This is a genomic window from Enterobacter sp. UNJFSC 003, assembly GCF_036903355.1.
In the GTDB taxonomy this organism is placed as follows: Bacteria; Pseudomonadota; Gammaproteobacteria; order Enterobacterales; family Enterobacteriaceae; genus Enterobacter.
Genome location: NZ_JBAKHK010000014.1, coordinates 73727 through 89122, shown reverse-complemented (window position 1 = coordinate 89122; position 15396 = coordinate 73727). Strand labels below are relative to the sequence as shown.

Sequence of the window (15396 nt, the reverse complement as noted above, 5' to 3'; positions counted from 1 at the left end):
CGATATGTTGAAGCGATACCTCGCGCCGTTGTTATTGGCCTCCTTGGCCCTGGCTGGCTGTCAGACGCCACCAAAAGGCAAATTCAGTCCTGAGCAAATCGCGGCAATGAAGTCCTATGGCTTTAACGAACTGAATGGCAACTGGTCTCTGGGGCTGTCGGACAAGATCCTGTTTGATAAAAACGATGCCAGACTCCGCCCGGAGAGTGAAAAACAGATCCAGACCATGGCATCGCGCCTGGCTGCAACCGGGTTGAATCACGCACGGATGGACGGTCATACGGATAACTACGGGGAAGAGCGCTACAACGAAGCGCTGTCGCTGAAACGCGCAAATGTCGTGGCCGATGCCTGGGCGAAAGGTGCGAATGTCCCGCGCAGTAACTTTACTACGCAGGGTTTAGGTAAAAAATATCCCGTCTCCAGCAACGGTACAGCCCAGGGGCGCGCTGAAAACCGCCGGGTGGCGGTGGTCGTCAGCACGCCGTAGGATTTATTTCGCAGATGATTCGGCGAGCGACACGCTTGTTGCCGCTCGCCAGCGCAACCAGTCAATCACGATGAAGACCACCAGGCTCACGCCCATCACCGGCAATGCCAGCCCCAGCAGCACGCTAGCCACCACGGTGCTCCCCCTCGCCGAGTGCGACAAGGCCAGCCAACTCTGACACAACGTTTGCGCCGGACTCGCCGCTGACTGAGTCGGACGACGCATCCACCACATTCTGTACCCCCAAATAATCAGTACGCACAGGCCAATACCAAATGCGATGAGTAGGAGTTGATTCGCTATGCCGAATAAGATCCCCATATGGAAATCGACGCCCCAGCGGGTAAGTTTGGCCATTAACGGAAAATCGTCAAAGCGGGTTCTATCCAGTACCTGCAGAGAGTGAGGATCTACCGCAACGGCATCGACCTGCGTCGGCCAACTGCGATCGATTTCCGTCACGGTCCAGGCCTGGTCCGCCCTTTTCGCCGGCCGGATCTCAAGCTTGTTGGCATCAATGCCCGCCTTACGCGCTGCGCTTAACACACCATCAAACAGCGACAGATCCATCGCCATTTCGGGCATCAACATTTCGCCATGATGACCATGATGTTCGGCGTGCTCATCCACGATCTCCGGTATACCGGAAAGTTTTGTGTTCACCTGTGGAGTCAGCCAGTTCACGTCTGCACGCAGCTTATCCACATTCCCCCCCGCCCACTGTGACCATGTCAGCCCGGTCGCGGAGAACAGCAACATCCCACCCAGCAGCGTCCAGCCCAGGATGACATGCAGGCGTCGCCGATTCTGGAAGCGATTGTTAATCCGGCGCTTCGGTCGGGTATAAAACCACAGGGCGATCCCGCCCAGCGCAGACACCCACATCCAGGATGCAGCCAGTTCGCTATAGAGCCGTCCGACATCGCCCATCATGAGCGAATTGTGTAAATAATCGATTTTCTGGCGCAGCGGCAAAATCCCGCTGGTGCCATATACCGTCATATCACCACGCACGCCCAGATTCACCGGATCAATGAAAATAGCCCGGTGCTCCGATGGCCCGAGCGTCGGGTCGGCAAACATCACGCGAGTAGTATTCCCCTCTTCCAGCCCCGGCCGAACGGCATGTAAACGCAGATTTGAGCCAACGATCGTTTCCGCCTTGGCTATTTGTTCTGCCAGCGGCTGGCGTTCACCTACCGTATCTGAGTGCAGCGCATCCCGGTAGAGTGCATTTTCCAGCTGCGGGGTCGCCACGTATAGCGTCCCGGTCAGCGCAGCAAAGAAGATAAACGGACCGATAAACAGCCCGACATAGAAATGGAGTCGACGCAGCAGGTTTCCCCATGCCGCGCGCGGAGTACAGGTAGTCATACTTTTCCTTTTTAAGGCAAAAAGTTATCGATTTTGTTTTTAAAGGGAAAAAGCAGACCAGCGTGGCGGCGCACGCGTATCAGGATAGAGCCAGGGGAAAAAGTGCCAGTGGCTGACCGCCTGCCGCGGTGGCTTAAAACGCAGCCTTTGCAGCACCACGCAGAGCAGCACGGTCAACGCCAGCATCACGCCCGGCACATGGGCTAACAGTACGCAGTAGCCGCAGGCTTCTGCATGATCGACCGGCATGGAGTGTGGCATATCACCGTGGTGTTCATCCATCGACATCATGCTCATGTCATGATGCATCCCCGTCATGCCACTCATGGGATCTTTTTGCAGCGAGACGGAGATAAGCGGCGCTACCACGATCAGCAGGATCGCAAACAGCGCGGTCAATGCCGCTGTGCGTTTCCGTTTATGCTGATGCAGGACGTTATCCACTTACCCTCCAGTAAAGAGGCAAGTATTGTAAATGATTTATGATGAAAGGGTTAACGTGGGGAGTTAAAGAGATAAAAAAAGGGCCAGCCTTCGGCCAGCCCTTTTTAACAGGATGTTGCTTAAGCGAATCTTAGTTCAGACGCTCTTTAATACGAGCAGACTTACCAGTACGCTCACGCAGGTAGTACAGTTTAGCTTTACGTACAGCACCACGACGTTTAACAGCAATGCTGTCAACTACCGGAGAGTGAGTCTGGAAGACACGCTCAACGCCTTCGCCGTTGGAAATTTTACGAACAGTGAATGCAGAGTGCAGACCGCGGTTACGAATAGCGATAACCACGCCCTCGAATGCCTGCAGACGTTTTTTGGAACCTTCAACAACCCATACTTTCACTTCCACGGTGTCACCTGGACGGAAGGAAGGTACGTCCTGCTTCATCTGCTCTTGTTCAATTTGTTTAATGATGTTGCTCATAATTTAATCTCTTATCCTGGGTAAACTGATATTCGGGAGCGTATTACGCATTCCCATCATGTTCATGCTGCTGGTGCGCGTGTTCAGTTTTGAACTCGGCCAGCAACTTTGCTTGCTCTTCAGTCAGAGCCAGGTTTTCCAGAAGTTCAGGTCTTCTAAGCCAGGTTCGGCCCAGCGACTGCTTCAAACGCCAGCGACGTATCTCGGCATGGTTTCCAGACAGTAACACTGCCGGTACTTCCATCCCTTCTAACACTTCAGGACGAGTATAGTGTGGACAGTCCAGCAATCCATCGGCAAAAGAATCTTCTGTTGCCGAAGCTTCATGGCCCAGTACACCCGGAATGAACCGGGAGACGGAGTCAATCAGCGTCATCGCTGGTAACTCACCACCGCTGAGAACGTAATCGCCGATAGACCATTCTTCGTCAATCTCGGTTTGAATTACGCGCTCATCTATCCCTTCGTAGCGACCACAGACCAGAATCAGCTTTTGATTCGTCGCCAGTTCGCTCACGCCCGCTTGATCAAGCTTGCGTCCCTGAGGTGACAGATAAATCACCTTTGCGCCTTCACCTGCCGCGGCTTTTGCTGTGTGAATGGCGTCCCGTAAAGGTTGCACCATCATTAACATCCCCGGCCCGCCGCCGTAAGGACGTTCGTCCACGGTACGGTGCCGGTCATGAGCAAAGTCACGAGGACTCCAGCTCTGGATGCTCAGCAGGCCATTTTTTACTGCCCGGCCAGTTACCCCGTAATCGGTAATCGCGCGGAACATTTCAGGAAACAGGCTAATTATGCCAATCCACATAGCGCCGTCTTTTACCGTTTATCCGGAGAATTTAAAAACCAGGATCCCAATCTACTTCAATAGTTTGAGTAGTGAGATCGACATTCTTGATAACCTGTCCATCGAGGAACGGAACCAACCGCTCCTTGATGCCAAATGCATCTTTCAGGTTTGCCTTAATGACGAGAACGTCATTTGACCCGGTTTCCATCATATCGATGACTTTCCCCAGGCTGTAGCCGTCGGTAGTGACCACCTGGCAACCCATAAGGTCTTTCCAGTAGTAGTCACCCGCTTCCAGCTGTGGCAACTGCGACGAATCCACGACAATTTCACAATTCGTCAGCGCATTCGCGGCATCGCGATCGTCAACGCCTTTCAGCTTGATGACGATATCCTGATTGTGGTGACGCCAGCTTTCCAGCTCGACCTCTTCCCACTTACCGGCCTTCTGGATAAACCAGGGCTGATAATTAAAAATGCTTTCAGCGTCTTCAGTGGAGGAAAACACTCTGAGCCAACCACGGATCCCGTAGCAAGAACCCATTTTTCCCAATACGATCGGTTCAACAGGTGCTTTATTGCTCATCATGACCACCGTGACAGATTAAGCTGCTTTGTTTGCTGCTTTGATCAGCGTAGCAACGCGATCGGAAACAGTAGCGCCCTGGCCAACCCAGTGAGCGATACGATCCAGATCCAGACGAGTTTCTTCTTCTGCGCCAGAGGCCAGTGGGTTGAAGAAACCAACGCGCTCGATGAAGCGACCGTTGCGTGCATTACGGCTGTCAGTAACAACAACCTGATAGAACGGACGCTTTTTAGCGCCGTGACGAGCTAAACGAATAGTAACCATAACATCCTCTTGTGTGAATAAAACAACCGGGCCCCATCGAGGAACGGAGCCCGGGTGTCATATTAAAAGCCCGAAAATTTTACTGATTTCTGGGGAAAATGCAATCAGCATCTTGGATACTGAGCATTAAACACGGTTTATCGGCCAGGGAATCCTGGCGGCATCATGCCTTTCATGCCGCGCATCATCTTCGCCATGCCGCCTTTCTTCATTTTCTTCATCATGCGCTGCATGTCGTCGAACTGTTTGAGAAGGCGGTTCACGTCCTGTACCTGCATGCCACAACCGGCAGCGATACGGCGTTTACGGGAACCTTTGATGATTTCTGGCTTCGCACGTTCCTTCAGCGTCATCGAGTTGATGATCGCTTCCATACGCACCAGCACTTTGTCATCCATTTGCGATTTAACGTTGTCAGGGATCTGGCCCATGCCCGGCAGTTTGCCCATCAGGCTCGCCATGCCGCCCATGTTTTTCATCTGACGCAGCTGCTCAAGGAAGTCGGTCAGATCGAAACCGTCGCCTTTTTTCAGCTTGCTGGCCAGCTTCTCGGCCTGCGCGCGGTCAACTTTGCTCTCGATATCTTCGATCAGCGACAGCACATCGCCCATACCGAGAATACGGGAGGCAATACGATCCGGGTGGAAAGGCTCCAGCGCTTCGGTCTTCTCGCCTACGCCGAGGAATTTAATCGGCTTACCGGTGATATGACGAATAGAAAGCGCCGCACCGCCGCGGGCGTCACCGTCCACTTTGGTCAGCACCACACCGGTTAACGGCAGGGCTTCGTTGAACGCTTTCGCGGTGTTCGCCGCATCCTGACCGGTCATGGCATCGACAACAAACAGGGTCTCTACCGGGTTGATAGAAGCATGTACCTGCTTGATCTCGTCCATCATCGCTTCGTCAACGTGCAGACGACCGGCAGTATCCACCAGCAGCACGTCGTAGAATTTCAGCTTCGCTTCTTTCAGCGCCGCGTTAACGATGTCGACAGGCTTCTGAGCCACGTCAGACGGGAAGAAATCTACGCCAACCTGTTCCGCCAGGGTTTCCAGCTGTTTAATCGCCGCCGGGCGATAGACGTCGGCAGAAACCACCAGCACTTTTTTCTTGTGCTTCTCGCGCAGGAATTTACCCAGCTTACCGACGCTGGTGGTTTTACCCGCACCCTGCAGGCCCGCCATCAGCACAACAGCCGGTGGCTGCGCGGCCAGGTTAAGCACCTGGTTCTCTTCGCCCATCGCCGCAACCAGTTCGTTACGAACGATTTTAACGAACTCCTGACCCGGGGTCAGGCTTTTGTTCACTTCATGACCAACCGCTTTCTCTTTTACGCGGCTGATAAAATCACGCACGACGGGCAGCGCCACGTCGGCTTCGAGCAGCGCCATGCGGACTTCGCGCAGCGTTTCTTTAACATTTTCTTCAGTAAGGCGTCCGCGGCCGCTGATGTTGCGCAGCGTGCGCGACAAACGATCGGTTAAATTATCAAACATTGTCTCTCGCCTGAGGTAGAAACGTTGGGTCGCCGTAGCGACACATACACAGAATTTTGCCGGAGTATAACATGAAGGCGCCTTTGTTGTTATGCAACGGTTGGAGCAGGCGTCACGTAACGTTATACTGCTTCTCTTTCTTATTAAGACAACTGTCGATGCCTATATGCCTGTTTTCGCACTGATCGCCCTTGTTGCCTATTCAATCAGCCTCGCGCTGATCATTCCTGGCCTGCTGCAAAAAAACAGCGGCTGGCGGCGCATGGCTATTCTTTCAGCGGTGATCGCACTGATAAGCCATGCTTTTGCGCTGGAGTCGCGCATCATTCCTGGCGACGGTAGCGTGCAAAACCTGAGCGTGCTGAACGTCGGTTCGTTGGTCAGCCTGATGATCTGTACGGTGATGACCATTGTGGCATCCAAAAATCGGGGCTGGCTGCTGCTGCCGATTGTCTACGCGTTCGCGCTGATCAATCTGGCGCTGGCGACGTTCATGCCCAATGAGTTTATTACCCATCTCGAAGCCACCCCGGGGATGCTGGTGCATATTGGCCTGTCGCTGTTCTCTTACGCGACGCTGATCATTGCCGCACTCTACGCCATGCAGCTCGCCTGGATTGACTACCAGTTGAAAAACAAAAAGCTGGCGTTTAACCATGAAATGCCGCCCCTGATGGTCATTGAGCGTAAGATGTTCCATATCACCCAGGTCGGCGTGGTACTGCTGACATTAACGCTCTGTACTGGCCTGTTCTATATGAAAAACCTGTTCAGCGTAGAGAATATCGACAAAGCAGTGCTCTCCATCATCGCGTGGTTTGTCTATATTGTCCTGCTATGGGGCCATTATCATGAAGGCTGGCGCGGTCGTCGCGTGGTCTGGTTCAACGTCGCGGGTGCGGGCATTCTCACCCTTGCCTATTTCGGCAGCCGCTTCATACAGCAATTTGCTGGCTAAGTAACAAAGGAGTTCCCCCTGGAACACATCTCAACCACCACGCTGATCGTTACGCTGATCGTCATGGTGGTCATCTCCGCCTATTTCTCTGGCTCGGAAACCGGCATGATGACGCTGAACCGCTACCGGTTGCGTCATCGTGCGAAGCAGGGTAACCGTGCCGCGCGCCGCGTTGAAAAACTGCTCCGCAAACCGGATCGACTGATTAGCCTGGTGCTTATTGGCAATAACCTCGTCAATATTCTCGCCTCCGCGCTGGGCACCATCGTCGGGATGCGGCTATACGGCAACGCCGGCGTGGCAATTGCCACCGGCGTGCTGACGTTTGTAGTACTGGTGTTTGCCGAGGTGCTGCCAAAAACCGTCGCTGCGCTCTATCCGGAAAAGGTCGCCTATCCCAGTAGCTTCCTGCTGGCGCCGCTGCTGATCCTGATGATGCCGCTGGTATGGCTGCTGAACATGGTTACCCGCCTGCTGATGCGCATGGTCGGCATTAAAGCAGACGTCACCATCAGCAGCGCGCTCAGTAAAGAGGAGCTGCGCACGATTGTGCATGAATCACGCACGCAGATCTCCCGCCGCAACCAGGACATGCTGCTGTCTGTACTGGATCTGGAAAAGGTCAGCGTGGACGACATCATGGTGCCGCGCAATGAAATCGTCGGGATCGACATCAATGACGACTGGAAAGCCATCGTCCGCCAGCTGACGCACTCCCCGCACGGGCGCATCGTGCTTTATCGCGACTCGCTGGATGATGCCATCAGCATGCTGCGCGTGCGGGAAGCCTATCGTCTGATGACCGAGAAAAAAGAGTTCACCAAAGAGGTTCTGCTGCGCGCTTCCGACGAAATTTACTACGTGCCGGAAGGCACACCGCTCAGTACACAACTGGTGAAGTTCCAGCGTAATAAGAAGAAAGTCGGTCTGGTGGTGGACGAGTACGGTGATATTCAGGGACTGGTGACGGTGGAGGATATTCTGGAAGAAATTGTCGGAGACTTCACAACGTCGATGTCCCCTTCCCTTGCAGAAGAAGTCACGCCGCAAAACGACGGCTCGGTGCTGATCGACGGTAGCGCGAATATTCGTGAGCTCAACAAAGCGTTCAACTGGCATCTGCCGGAAGACGAGGCTCGCACCATCAACGGAATGATTTTGGAAGCGCTGGAAGAGATCCCTGCGGCGGGTACGCGGGTACGTATTGAGCAATACGATATTGATATCCTGGACGTGCAGGACAATATGATTAAGCAGGTGAAAGTCCTGCCCGTGAAACCCTTACGCGAAAGTATCGCTGAGTAGCTTATAGGCCGGGTGAGGCGAAGCCACCACCCGGCACTACGAATGGCAAATTACGCTTTTGCTTTCGCCACGGTCACCATTGCGGCACGAATAGTACGGCCGTTCAGGGTATAACCTTTCTGCATCACGCCCAGCACTTTACCGGCTTCAACGTCTTCTGATTCCACCATGGCGATTGCCTGATGAACGTTAGGATCCAGCGGTACGTTGGTATCGGCAATCACTTCCACGCCAAATTTACCCACGACGTCCAGCATGGATTTCAGCGTCAGTTCGATACCTTCAATCATTGCCGCGTTGTCCGGGTTAGCTTTATCAGCCACTTCCAGTGCGCGATCCAGGCTATCAATCACCGGCAGCAGTTCGTTGACGAATTTCTCCAGCGCAAATTTATGCGCCTTTTCAACGTCCAGTTCAGTACGGCGACGCAGGTTTTCCATTTCCGCTTTGATGCGCAGCACGCCATCGCGTTCGCGATTTTGCGCTTCTACCAGCTGAGCTTCCAGATTGGCAATTTTTTCATCGCGCGGGTCCACCTGATCAGCAGACGCGTCTGACTCTACGGCCTCAACGTTATCGTGCTGTTCCGTGATAATTTCTTCAGGGGCTTGCCCCTCAGGCGTTTTCTGTTCTTTACTACTCATGAATTTCTCCGCGTTTTTCTGCATTCATCTCGCTAACTTCGCTTATTATGGGGATCAGTTTCCGGGATTCAAGGGAACAAGACAGATTGTCATCATTCATCAGGCACAAGGACCTCCAGAAAATGAATAATCATTTCAGGTGTATTGGCATCGTAGGGCATCCACGTCATCCTACCGCATTGACGACACATGAAATGTTGTATCGCTGGCTGTCTGGCAAAGGCTATGAAGTCATGGTCGAACAGCAGATCGCCCAGGAGCTGCAGCTTAAGGGCGTCAAGACCGGCACGCTGGCGGAAATTGGCCAACAGGCGGATCTCGCCGTTGTGGTTGGCGGCGATGGCAATATGCTTGGGGCAGCACGTACCCTGGCGCGTTATGATATTAAGGTTATCGGCATTAACCGTGGCAACCTTGGTTTTCTGACCGATCTCGACCCGGACAACGCGCAACAGCAACTGGCTGACGTGCTCGAAGGCCACTACATCAGCGAAAAACGCTTTTTACTGGAAGCTCAGGTGTGCCAGCAGGACTGCCCTAAGCGCATCAGCACCGCCATTAACGAAGTGGTTCTCCACCCCGGTAAAGTGGCGCACATGATTGAGTTTGAAGTCTATATCGACGAGATTTTTGCTTTCTCGCAGCGTTCAGACGGGCTCATTATCTCAACACCGACAGGCTCGACCGCCTACTCGCTGTCTGCGGGGGGACCGATACTGACGCCATCGCTGGATGCCATCACCCTGGTGCCGATGTTCCCGCACACGCTGTCCGCTCGTCCGCTGGTCATTAACAGCAGCAGCACAATACGCCTGCGCTTTTCACACCGCCGCAACGACCTGGAGATCAGCTGTGACAGCCAGATCGCCCTGCCGATTCAGGAAGGCGAAGATGTGCTCATTCGTCGTTGTGATTACCACCTGAATCTCATTCACCCAAAAGATTACAGTTATTTCAATACATTAAGCTCTAAGCTTGGCTGGTCAAAAAAATTGTTCTGATTTTTCATCCAGCGCTTTACTGTATAAAAAACCAGTTTATACTGTATGAAAACACAGTCATGGTTTTTCATACAGGAAAACAATTATGCTGGCACAACTGACCATCAGCAACTTTGCCATTGTTCGTGAGCTCGAAATCGACTTTCACAGCGGCATGACAGCCATCACCGGCGAAACCGGTGCAGGTAAATCCATTGCCATAGATGCCCTCGGCTTGTGCCTTGGCGGTCGAGCAGAGGGAGATATGGTGCGCACAGGCGCCACCCGTGCAGATCTCTGCGCCCGCTTTTCCCTGAAAGACACGCCAGCCGCCCTGCGCTGGCTGGAAGCAAACCAGCTTGAAGATGGGCGTGAGTGTTTACTTCGCCGCGTCATTAGCAGCGACGGCCGCTCTCGCGGCTTCATCAACGGCACGGCGGTTCCCCTTTCACAGCTTCGCGAACTCGGCCAGCTCCTCATTCAGATCCACGGCCAACACGCGCACCAGCAACTGATTAAAGCGGAGCAGCAGAAAGCCCTGCTCGATGGCTATGCGGGTGAGTATGCACTTACTCAGTTGATGGCGGAGCACTACAGCCAGTGGCATCAAAGCTGCCGTGAACTGGCACAGCACCAGCAGCAAAGTCACGAGCGCGCGGCGCGGGCTGAACTGCTGGAGTACCAATTGAAAGAGCTAAACGAATTCAACCCGCAGGCGGGTGAATTTGAGCAAATCGACGAAGAGTACAAGCGTCTGGCCAACAGCGGCCATCTGCTGTCGACCAGCCAGAATGCGCTGAACATGCTGGCTGATGGTGAAGATATTAACCTGCAAAGCCAGCTGTATAACGTGCGTCAGTTAGTGACCGAGCTGGCAGGCATGGACAGTAAACTTTCTGGCGTGCTGGACATGCTGGAAGAGGCTGCCATTCAAATCTCCGAAGCCGGTGATGAGCTGCGCCACTACTGTGAACGTCTGGAACTCGACCCGAACCGCCTGTTCGAACTGGAGCAACGCATCTCCCGTCAGATCTCACTGGCACGTAAGCATCACGTCACGCCGGAAGAGCTGCCAGCGTTCTATCAGTCTCTGCTTGATGAACAACAGCAGCTCGACGATCAGGCTGACTCTCTGGAAACCTTATCCCTGGCGGTCAATATGCATCATCAGCAGGCGCTGGAAACGGCGAAGCAACTGCACGATATCCGTCAGCACTATGCTGTGGAATTAAGTCAGCACATCACCGACAGCATGCGCGCACTGGCGATGCCGCACGGCGTGTTCACCATTGATGTCCGCTTTGAAGAGAATCACCTGACGGCGGAAGGTGCAGACCGCATCGAATTCCGCGTGACCACTAACCCGGGTCAGCCGTTACAGGCTATCTCTAAAGTGGCCTCAGGCGGTGAGCTGTCGCGTATTGCCCTGGCGATTCAGGTGATTACTGCCCGTAAAATGGAAACGCCGGCGCTGATTTTCGATGAAGTGGACGTGGGTATCAGCGGCCCGACCGCTGCGGTAGTGGGTAAACTGTTGCGCCAGCTGGGCGAATCAACGCAGGTGATGTGCGTTACCCACCTGCCGCAGGTCGCTGGCTGCGGTCATCATCACTTCATCGTCAGTAAAGAAACCGACGGCGAAATGACGGAAACGCACATGAAGCCGCTGGATAAACGTTCCCGTTTGCAGGAGCTGGCACGCTTGCTTGGCGGCAGCGAGGTCACCCGCAATACGCTCGCGAACGCGAAAGAACTGCTGGCGGCATAAACTTTTTCGGGATCTCAGGGTCATACAGAACAACAAAAACGCCGCCAGACCGGTTTCAAAGTGGGGCAAGGTCTATTATCATCGGCATATAACATATGAGCCGCGTTCTGCTCGGGCCCGAAAAGGAATCAAATCACTATGCGTTGTAAAATGCTGACCGCTGCCGCAGCGGTTCTTCTGATGTTGACCGCAGGCTGTTCCACTCTGGAGAAAGTGGTTTACCGTCCTGACATCAACCAGGGGAACTACCTAACCCCTAACGATGTGTCTAAAATCCGTGTGGGGATGACACAACAGCAGGTCGCTTATGCACTGGGAACCCCGATGATGTCCGATCCGTTCGGCACAAACACCTGGTTCTATGTATTCCGTCAGCAGCCAGGTCATGAAGACGTGACCCAGCAGACCCTGACGCTGACCTTCAGTAGCGCCGGTGTGCTGACCAACATCGACAACAAGCCAGCCCTGACCAAGTAATCCGCGGTCTGAAATGCAAAAAGGTGCTCAGTGAGCACCTTTTTTGTTGTTCTTTTATTCCCTCGCCCAGTTGGGATGAGGGGATAATTATTTCCCCGATTTCTCCGCACGCTGACGGCGCAACTCTTTCGGGTCGGCAATTAGGGGCCGGTAAATCTCCACCCTGTCGCCGTCCTTCAGCACATCCGCCAGCTTCACCGGGCGGCTGTAAATACCGACTTTATTCTTCGCCAGGTCGATATCACTGCGCAGGTCGAGTAAGCCAGAAGCACGGATCGCCTCCTCAACGGTCGCCCCTTCTTCCAGGGTAACACGCTGCAGATATTGTTTCTCCGGCAGCGCATAGACCACCTCCACGGCAATCTTATGCGACACTGTAAACCTCTTTGGCGCGGGTCGTGAAGGCCTGAACCATATTTGAGGCCAGCTCTTTAAAGATGCGGCCAAACGCCAGCTCAATCAGCTTATTGGTAAACTCAAAGTCCAGATGGAATTCAATGCGGCAGGCGTCAGCACTCAGCGGCGTAAACTTCCAGCCGCCCATCAGGGTTTTAAACGGACCATCCACCAGATGCATCAAAATACTCTGATTATCGGTCAGCGTATTGCGGGTGGTGAACGTCTTGCTGATCCCCGCCTTGGAGACATCCACCGCCGCCGTCATCTGCGTCGGGCCAGACTCCAGCACCCTACTCCCGGTGCATCCCGGAATAAATTGCGGATAAGACTTAACGTCGTTCACTAACTGATACATTTGTTCCACGCTGTAGGGGACGAGCGCGGTACGGCTAATCTGAGGCATAGCATTTTCCATGGTCACACAACCGACAAATAATAACATTTATCACCTGTTAAAAAAACGCTAAGCCTCATCTCGTGCTAATATAGCGCGTTAGACCTCACGGGACGCAATGAGGTGACTTTTTGAAATCAGATTACCGACGGCTTTACGACACTTATGACGAAGAAAAAAGCACATAAACCAGGCTCGGCGACCATTGCGCAAAACAAGCGTGCTCGCCACGAGTATTTCATTGAAGAAGAATTCGAAGCTGGCCTTGCCTTGCAGGGCTGGGAAGTAAAATCGCTGCGCGCTGGGAAAGCAAACATCGGCGATAGCTATGTGATCCTGAAAGATGGCGAAGCTTTCCTGTTCGGCGCTAACTTTACGCCGCTGACCTTTGCCTCTTCGCATTACGTTTGCGACCCAACGCGCACCCGTAAGCTGCTGCTGAATAAGCGTGAGCTGGAATCGCTTTACGGACGCATCAACCGCGAAGGTTTTACCGTCGTTGCGCTCTCTATGTACTGGAAAAATGCCTGGTGCAAAGTGAAAATCGGCGTCGCGAAAGGTAAGAAACAGCACGACAAGCGTACCGATCTTAAAGAGCGCGAGTGGCAGCTCGACAAAGCACGTATCATGAAAAACGCAGGACGTTGATTCTGCGCGCTTATTGTACTATTCAATAAGTTAGCGTTTCGGGCTGGTATCCAGGAAGTGAAATCTGGTATACTCAGTTCAACACTATTGGGGCTGATTCTGGATTCGACGGGATTTGCGAAACCCAAGGTGCATGCCGAGGGGCGGTTTGCCTCGTAAAAAGCCGCAAAAAAATAGTCGCAAACGACGAAAACTACGCTTTAGCAGCTTAATAACCTGCTAAGAGCCCTCTCTCCCTAGCTTCCGCTCTTAAGACGGGGATCAAGAGAGGTCAAACCCAAAAGAGATCGCGCGGATGCCCTGCCTGGGGTTGAAGTGCTAAAACTAATCAGGCTAGTTCGTTAGTGGCGTGTCTGTCCGCAGCTGGCGTGCGAATGTAAAGACAAACTAAGCATGTAGTACCGAGGATGTAGAAATTTCGGACGCGGGTTCAACTCCCGCCAGCTCCACCACTTTATTAGTTGTTCGAAGTACAATGAAGTCTACTAAGCCCGCACAGCACAAGCTCTGCGGGCTTTTTTACGTCTATTGTCGTCCAGTGAGAATTGCTGAGAACTACGAGTTATGGCACCCTGAATGGGACCCACTAAGAAGGGTCCAAAAACCGAGGGTCCCAAAATGGCAAAAATTGCTAAGAAGCTCACTGACACTGAAATCAAAAGCACCAAGCCAGCCGATAAAGAAATCAACTTGTTTGACGGTGATGGTTTGATTCTACGAATCGCTCCTTTGGCGAAAGGAGGCAAGAAAAATTGGTATTTCAGGTATGCAGTACCAGTGAGCAAGAAAAGAACCAAAATGAGCCTTGGGACATATCCTCACCTTACCCTTGCAAGAGCCAGAGCCTTACGTGATGAATATCTCTCCTTTCTGGCAAATGGTGTTGATCCCCAAATCCATAACAACGATAAGGCGAAGGCATTAAAGAGTGCTACTGAGCACACTCTCCAAGCTGTAGCGCGGAAATGGTTAGATGAGAAGGTAAAGACATCAGGTATCTCACAAGACCATGCAGCAGACATCTGGCGCAGCTTAGAGAGAAATGTCTTTCCTGGTCTGGGTAATGTCCCTATCAATGAGATCCGACCTAAGCTCTTAAAACAACACCTTGATCCGATTGAGCAACGAGGCGTATTGGAAACTCTACGCCGTATCATTTCTCGTCTGAATGAAATCTTCCGGTGGGCAGCCACTGAAGAACTTATTGAGTTCAACCCGGCTGACAACCTTGGTCAAAGATTCAGTAAACCAAAAAAGCAAAATATGCCTGCCCTTCCACCAAGCGAATTGCCAAGGTTTATGGAATCTTTGACGAATGCGTCAATCCGGTTGGAAACACGTATGCTAATTGAATGGCAATTGTTGACATGGGTTCGTCCGGGTGAAGCTGTTCGCGCAAGGTGGTCTGATATTGATACAACTAACAGCATTTGGAACATTCCTGCTGATTTTATGAAAATGAAAAAGCCACACAAAGTTCCTTTGAGTAAAGAAGCTTTGCGCATCCTTGAATTAATGAAATCAATAAGTGGGCATAGAGAATGGGTTTTCCCCAGCATTAAAGCGCCTCTTAATCATATGCATGAACAAACAGCCAACGCAGCTATCATCCGAATGGGGTTCGGAGGCGAGCTTGTAGCTCACGGTATGCGTTCTATTGCAAGAACAGCGGCAGAGGAGTCTGGTAAGTTCAGAGCCGAAGTTCTTGAGGCAGCGCTTGCCCACTCAAAAAAAGATGAAATTATCGCAGCATACAATCGTGCAGAATATCTGATAGAGCGACAGAGTTTGATGCAATGGTGGAGTGATTACGTTCAAACTCAAAGAGCTAAAGCTATCGCTGCTTGACTGATACAGGGGATTAGCAAGAAGGATAGGGATAGCCTGAAATG

18 protein-coding genes and 1 other RNA gene are annotated in these 15396 nt (G+C 52.6%); 9 read left to right on the top strand and 10 right to left on the bottom strand.

All coding sequences use genetic code 11. The features are described 5' to 3' along the window. The first annotated feature begins 4 nt into the window (after nt 1–4). Nucleotides 5–490 carry an OmpA family protein gene (locus tag V5P19_RS20965; protein ID WP_334407141.1) on the top strand — a complete coding sequence of 162 codons (486 nt, stop codon included), beginning with the start codon at nt 5–7 and terminating at the stop codon, nt 488–490. 3 nt (nt 491–493) lie between these two features. Here V5P19_RS20965 and V5P19_RS20960 read toward each other — a convergent pair whose 3' ends face one another. The 7 genes from V5P19_RS20960 to ffh form a co-directional block, all read right to left on the bottom strand. Beyond that, the gene (locus V5P19_RS20960; protein ID WP_334407139.1) at nt 494–1864 is read right to left on the bottom strand and encodes a PepSY-associated TM helix domain-containing protein; all 1371 of its coding nucleotides are present in this window, start codon (nt 1862–1864) and stop codon (nt 494–496) included. 39 nt (nt 1865–1903) lie between these two features. Then, nucleotides 1904–2308, bottom strand: coding sequence for a DUF2946 domain-containing protein (locus V5P19_RS20955; protein WP_334407137.1), 405 nt, complete (start codon nt 2306–2308; stop codon nt 1904–1906). 130 nt (nt 2309–2438) lie between these two features. Continuing rightward, complete coding sequence (gene rplS, locus V5P19_RS20950) at nt 2439–2786, bottom strand: 50S ribosomal protein L19 (protein ID WP_006178051.1); 348 nt, start codon at nt 2784–2786, stop codon at nt 2439–2441. Between the two features lie 43 nt (nt 2787–2829). Next, nucleotides 2830–3597 carry a tRNA (guanosine(37)-N1)-methyltransferase TrmD gene (trmD, locus tag V5P19_RS20945; protein ID WP_315686517.1) on the bottom strand — a complete coding sequence of 256 codons (768 nt, stop codon included), beginning with the start codon at nt 3595–3597 and terminating at the stop codon, nt 2830–2832. Nucleotides 3598–3628: 31 nt separating this feature from the next. After that, a complete protein-coding gene (gene rimM, locus V5P19_RS20940) occupies nt 3629–4168 on the bottom strand; it encodes a ribosome maturation factor RimM (RefSeq protein ID WP_119938480.1) in 540 nt (179 codons plus the stop codon). Nucleotides 4169–4183: 15 nt separating this feature from the next. Beyond that, nucleotides 4184–4432, bottom strand: coding sequence for a 30S ribosomal protein S16 (gene rpsP / locus V5P19_RS20935; protein ID WP_022649067.1), 249 nt, complete (start codon nt 4430–4432; stop codon nt 4184–4186). 137 nt (nt 4433–4569) lie between these two features. Next, entirely contained in the window at nt 4570–5931 is a 1362-nt protein-coding gene (gene ffh / locus V5P19_RS20930; RefSeq protein WP_131635737.1) for a signal recognition particle protein, read from the bottom strand. 166 nt (nt 5932–6097) lie between these two features. Between ffh and V5P19_RS20925 the strand changes: the two genes are divergently transcribed. Together V5P19_RS20925 and V5P19_RS20920 are read left to right on the top strand one after the other, a co-directional pair. Beyond that, nucleotides 6098–6889, top strand: coding sequence for an inner membrane protein YpjD (locus tag V5P19_RS20925; protein ID WP_045906908.1), 792 nt, complete (start codon nt 6098–6100; stop codon nt 6887–6889). Between the two features lie 18 nt (nt 6890–6907). Further along, the gene (locus V5P19_RS20920) at nt 6908–8194 is read left to right on the top strand and encodes an HlyC/CorC family transporter (RefSeq protein ID WP_334407171.1); all 1287 of its coding nucleotides are present in this window, start codon (nt 6908–6910) and stop codon (nt 8192–8194) included. A 50-nt stretch (nt 8195–8244) separates the two neighbouring features. Here the strand turns inward: V5P19_RS20920 and grpE are convergent, their stop codons facing one another. After that, nucleotides 8245–8838 (bottom strand): nucleotide exchange factor GrpE, encoded by a 594-nt coding sequence (gene grpE / locus V5P19_RS20915; RefSeq protein WP_334407126.1) that lies wholly within the window; start codon nt 8836–8838, stop codon nt 8245–8247. A gap of 122 nt (nt 8839–8960) precedes the next feature. Between grpE and nadK the strand changes: the two genes are divergently transcribed. The 3 genes from nadK to bamE all read left to right on the top strand — a co-directional run bounded on the left by nadK (nt 8961) and on the right by bamE (nt 12063). Continuing rightward, nucleotides 8961–9839 carry an NAD(+) kinase gene (gene nadK / locus V5P19_RS20910; protein ID WP_334407124.1) on the top strand — a complete coding sequence of 293 codons (879 nt, stop codon included), beginning with the start codon at nt 8961–8963 and terminating at the stop codon, nt 9837–9839. An 85-nt stretch (nt 9840–9924) separates the two neighbouring features. Beyond that, a complete protein-coding gene (recN, locus tag V5P19_RS20905; protein ID WP_334407122.1) occupies nt 9925–11586 on the top strand; it encodes a DNA repair protein RecN in 1662 nt (553 codons plus the stop codon). Between the two features lie 138 nt (nt 11587–11724). Next, entirely contained in the window at nt 11725–12063 is a 339-nt protein-coding gene (gene bamE, locus V5P19_RS20900; RefSeq protein ID WP_014884883.1) for an outer membrane protein assembly factor BamE, read from the top strand. Between the two features lie 87 nt (nt 12064–12150). Here the strand turns inward: bamE and V5P19_RS20895 are convergent, their stop codons facing one another. Further along, complete coding sequence (locus tag V5P19_RS20895) at nt 12151–12438, bottom strand: RnfH family protein (protein ID WP_334407119.1); 288 nt, start codon at nt 12436–12438, stop codon at nt 12151–12153. Further along, nucleotides 12428–12865 carry a type II toxin-antitoxin system RatA family toxin gene (locus V5P19_RS20890; protein ID WP_334407117.1) on the bottom strand — a complete coding sequence of 146 codons (438 nt, stop codon included), beginning with the start codon at nt 12863–12865 and terminating at the stop codon, nt 12428–12430. The genes V5P19_RS20895 and V5P19_RS20890 overlap by 11 nt, the downstream gene beginning before the upstream one ends. Before the next feature lie 156 nt (nt 12866–13021). On the opposite strand from V5P19_RS20890, the gene smpB reads away from it, so the two are divergent. The 3 genes from smpB to V5P19_RS20875 all read left to right on the top strand — a co-directional run bounded on the left by smpB (nt 13022) and on the right by V5P19_RS20875 (nt 15352). Continuing rightward, complete coding sequence (smpB, locus tag V5P19_RS20885; protein ID WP_334407115.1) at nt 13022–13504, top strand: SsrA-binding protein SmpB; 483 nt, start codon at nt 13022–13024, stop codon at nt 13502–13504. 89 nt (nt 13505–13593) lie between these two features. After that, nucleotides 13594–13956: a transfer-messenger RNA gene (gene ssrA / locus V5P19_RS20880) on the top strand. A gap of 166 nt (nt 13957–14122) precedes the next feature. Then, nucleotides 14123–15352 carry an integrase domain-containing protein gene (locus V5P19_RS20875; RefSeq protein WP_063268356.1) on the top strand — a complete coding sequence of 410 codons (1230 nt, stop codon included), beginning with the start codon at nt 14123–14125 and terminating at the stop codon, nt 15350–15352. The last annotated feature ends 44 nt before the right edge of the window (nt 15353–15396 follow it).

Excerpts from the sequence above, each read along its gene's own strand:
- nadK (WP_334407124.1), top strand. The coding sequence starts at position 8,961 with ATGAATAATCATTTCAGGTGTATTGGCATCGTAGGGCATCCACGTCAT.
- trmD (WP_315686517.1), bottom strand. The coding sequence starts at position 3,597 with ATGTGGATTGGCATAATTAGCCTGTTTCCTGAAATGTTCCGCGCGATT.
- ffh (WP_131635737.1), bottom strand. The coding sequence starts at position 5,931 with ATGTTTGATAATTTAACCGATCGTTTGTCGCGCACGCTGCGCAACATC.
- V5P19_RS20890 (WP_334407117.1), bottom strand. The coding sequence starts at position 12,865 with ATGCCTCAGATTAGCCGTACCGCGCTCGTCCCCTACAGCGTGGAACAA.
- recN (WP_334407122.1), top strand. The coding sequence starts at position 9,925 with ATGCTGGCACAACTGACCATCAGCAACTTTGCCATTGTTCGTGAGCTC.
- smpB (WP_334407115.1), top strand. The coding sequence starts at position 13,022 with ATGACGAAGAAAAAAGCACATAAACCAGGCTCGGCGACCATTGCGCAA.
- rplS (WP_006178051.1), bottom strand. The coding sequence starts at position 2,786 with ATGAGCAACATCATTAAACAAATTGAACAAGAGCAGATGAAGCAGGAC.
- rpsP (WP_022649067.1), bottom strand. The coding sequence starts at position 4,432 with ATGGTTACTATTCGTTTAGCTCGTCACGGCGCTAAAAAGCGTCCGTTC.
- rimM (WP_119938480.1), bottom strand. The coding sequence starts at position 4,168 with ATGATGAGCAATAAAGCACCTGTTGAACCGATCGTATTGGGAAAAATG.
- V5P19_RS20960 (WP_334407139.1), bottom strand. The coding sequence starts at position 1,864 with ATGACTACCTGTACTCCGCGCGCGGCATGGGGAAACCTGCTGCGTCGA.
- V5P19_RS20925 (WP_045906908.1), top strand. The coding sequence starts at position 6,098 with ATGCCTGTTTTCGCACTGATCGCCCTTGTTGCCTATTCAATCAGCCTC.
- bamE (WP_014884883.1), top strand. The coding sequence starts at position 11,725 with ATGCGTTGTAAAATGCTGACCGCTGCCGCAGCGGTTCTTCTGATGTTG.
- grpE (WP_334407126.1), bottom strand. The coding sequence starts at position 8,838 with ATGAGTAGTAAAGAACAGAAAACGCCTGAGGGGCAAGCCCCTGAAGAA.
- V5P19_RS20965 (WP_334407141.1), top strand. The coding sequence starts at position 5 with ATGTTGAAGCGATACCTCGCGCCGTTGTTATTGGCCTCCTTGGCCCTG.
- V5P19_RS20875 (WP_063268356.1), top strand. The coding sequence starts at position 14,123 with ATGGCAAAAATTGCTAAGAAGCTCACTGACACTGAAATCAAAAGCACC.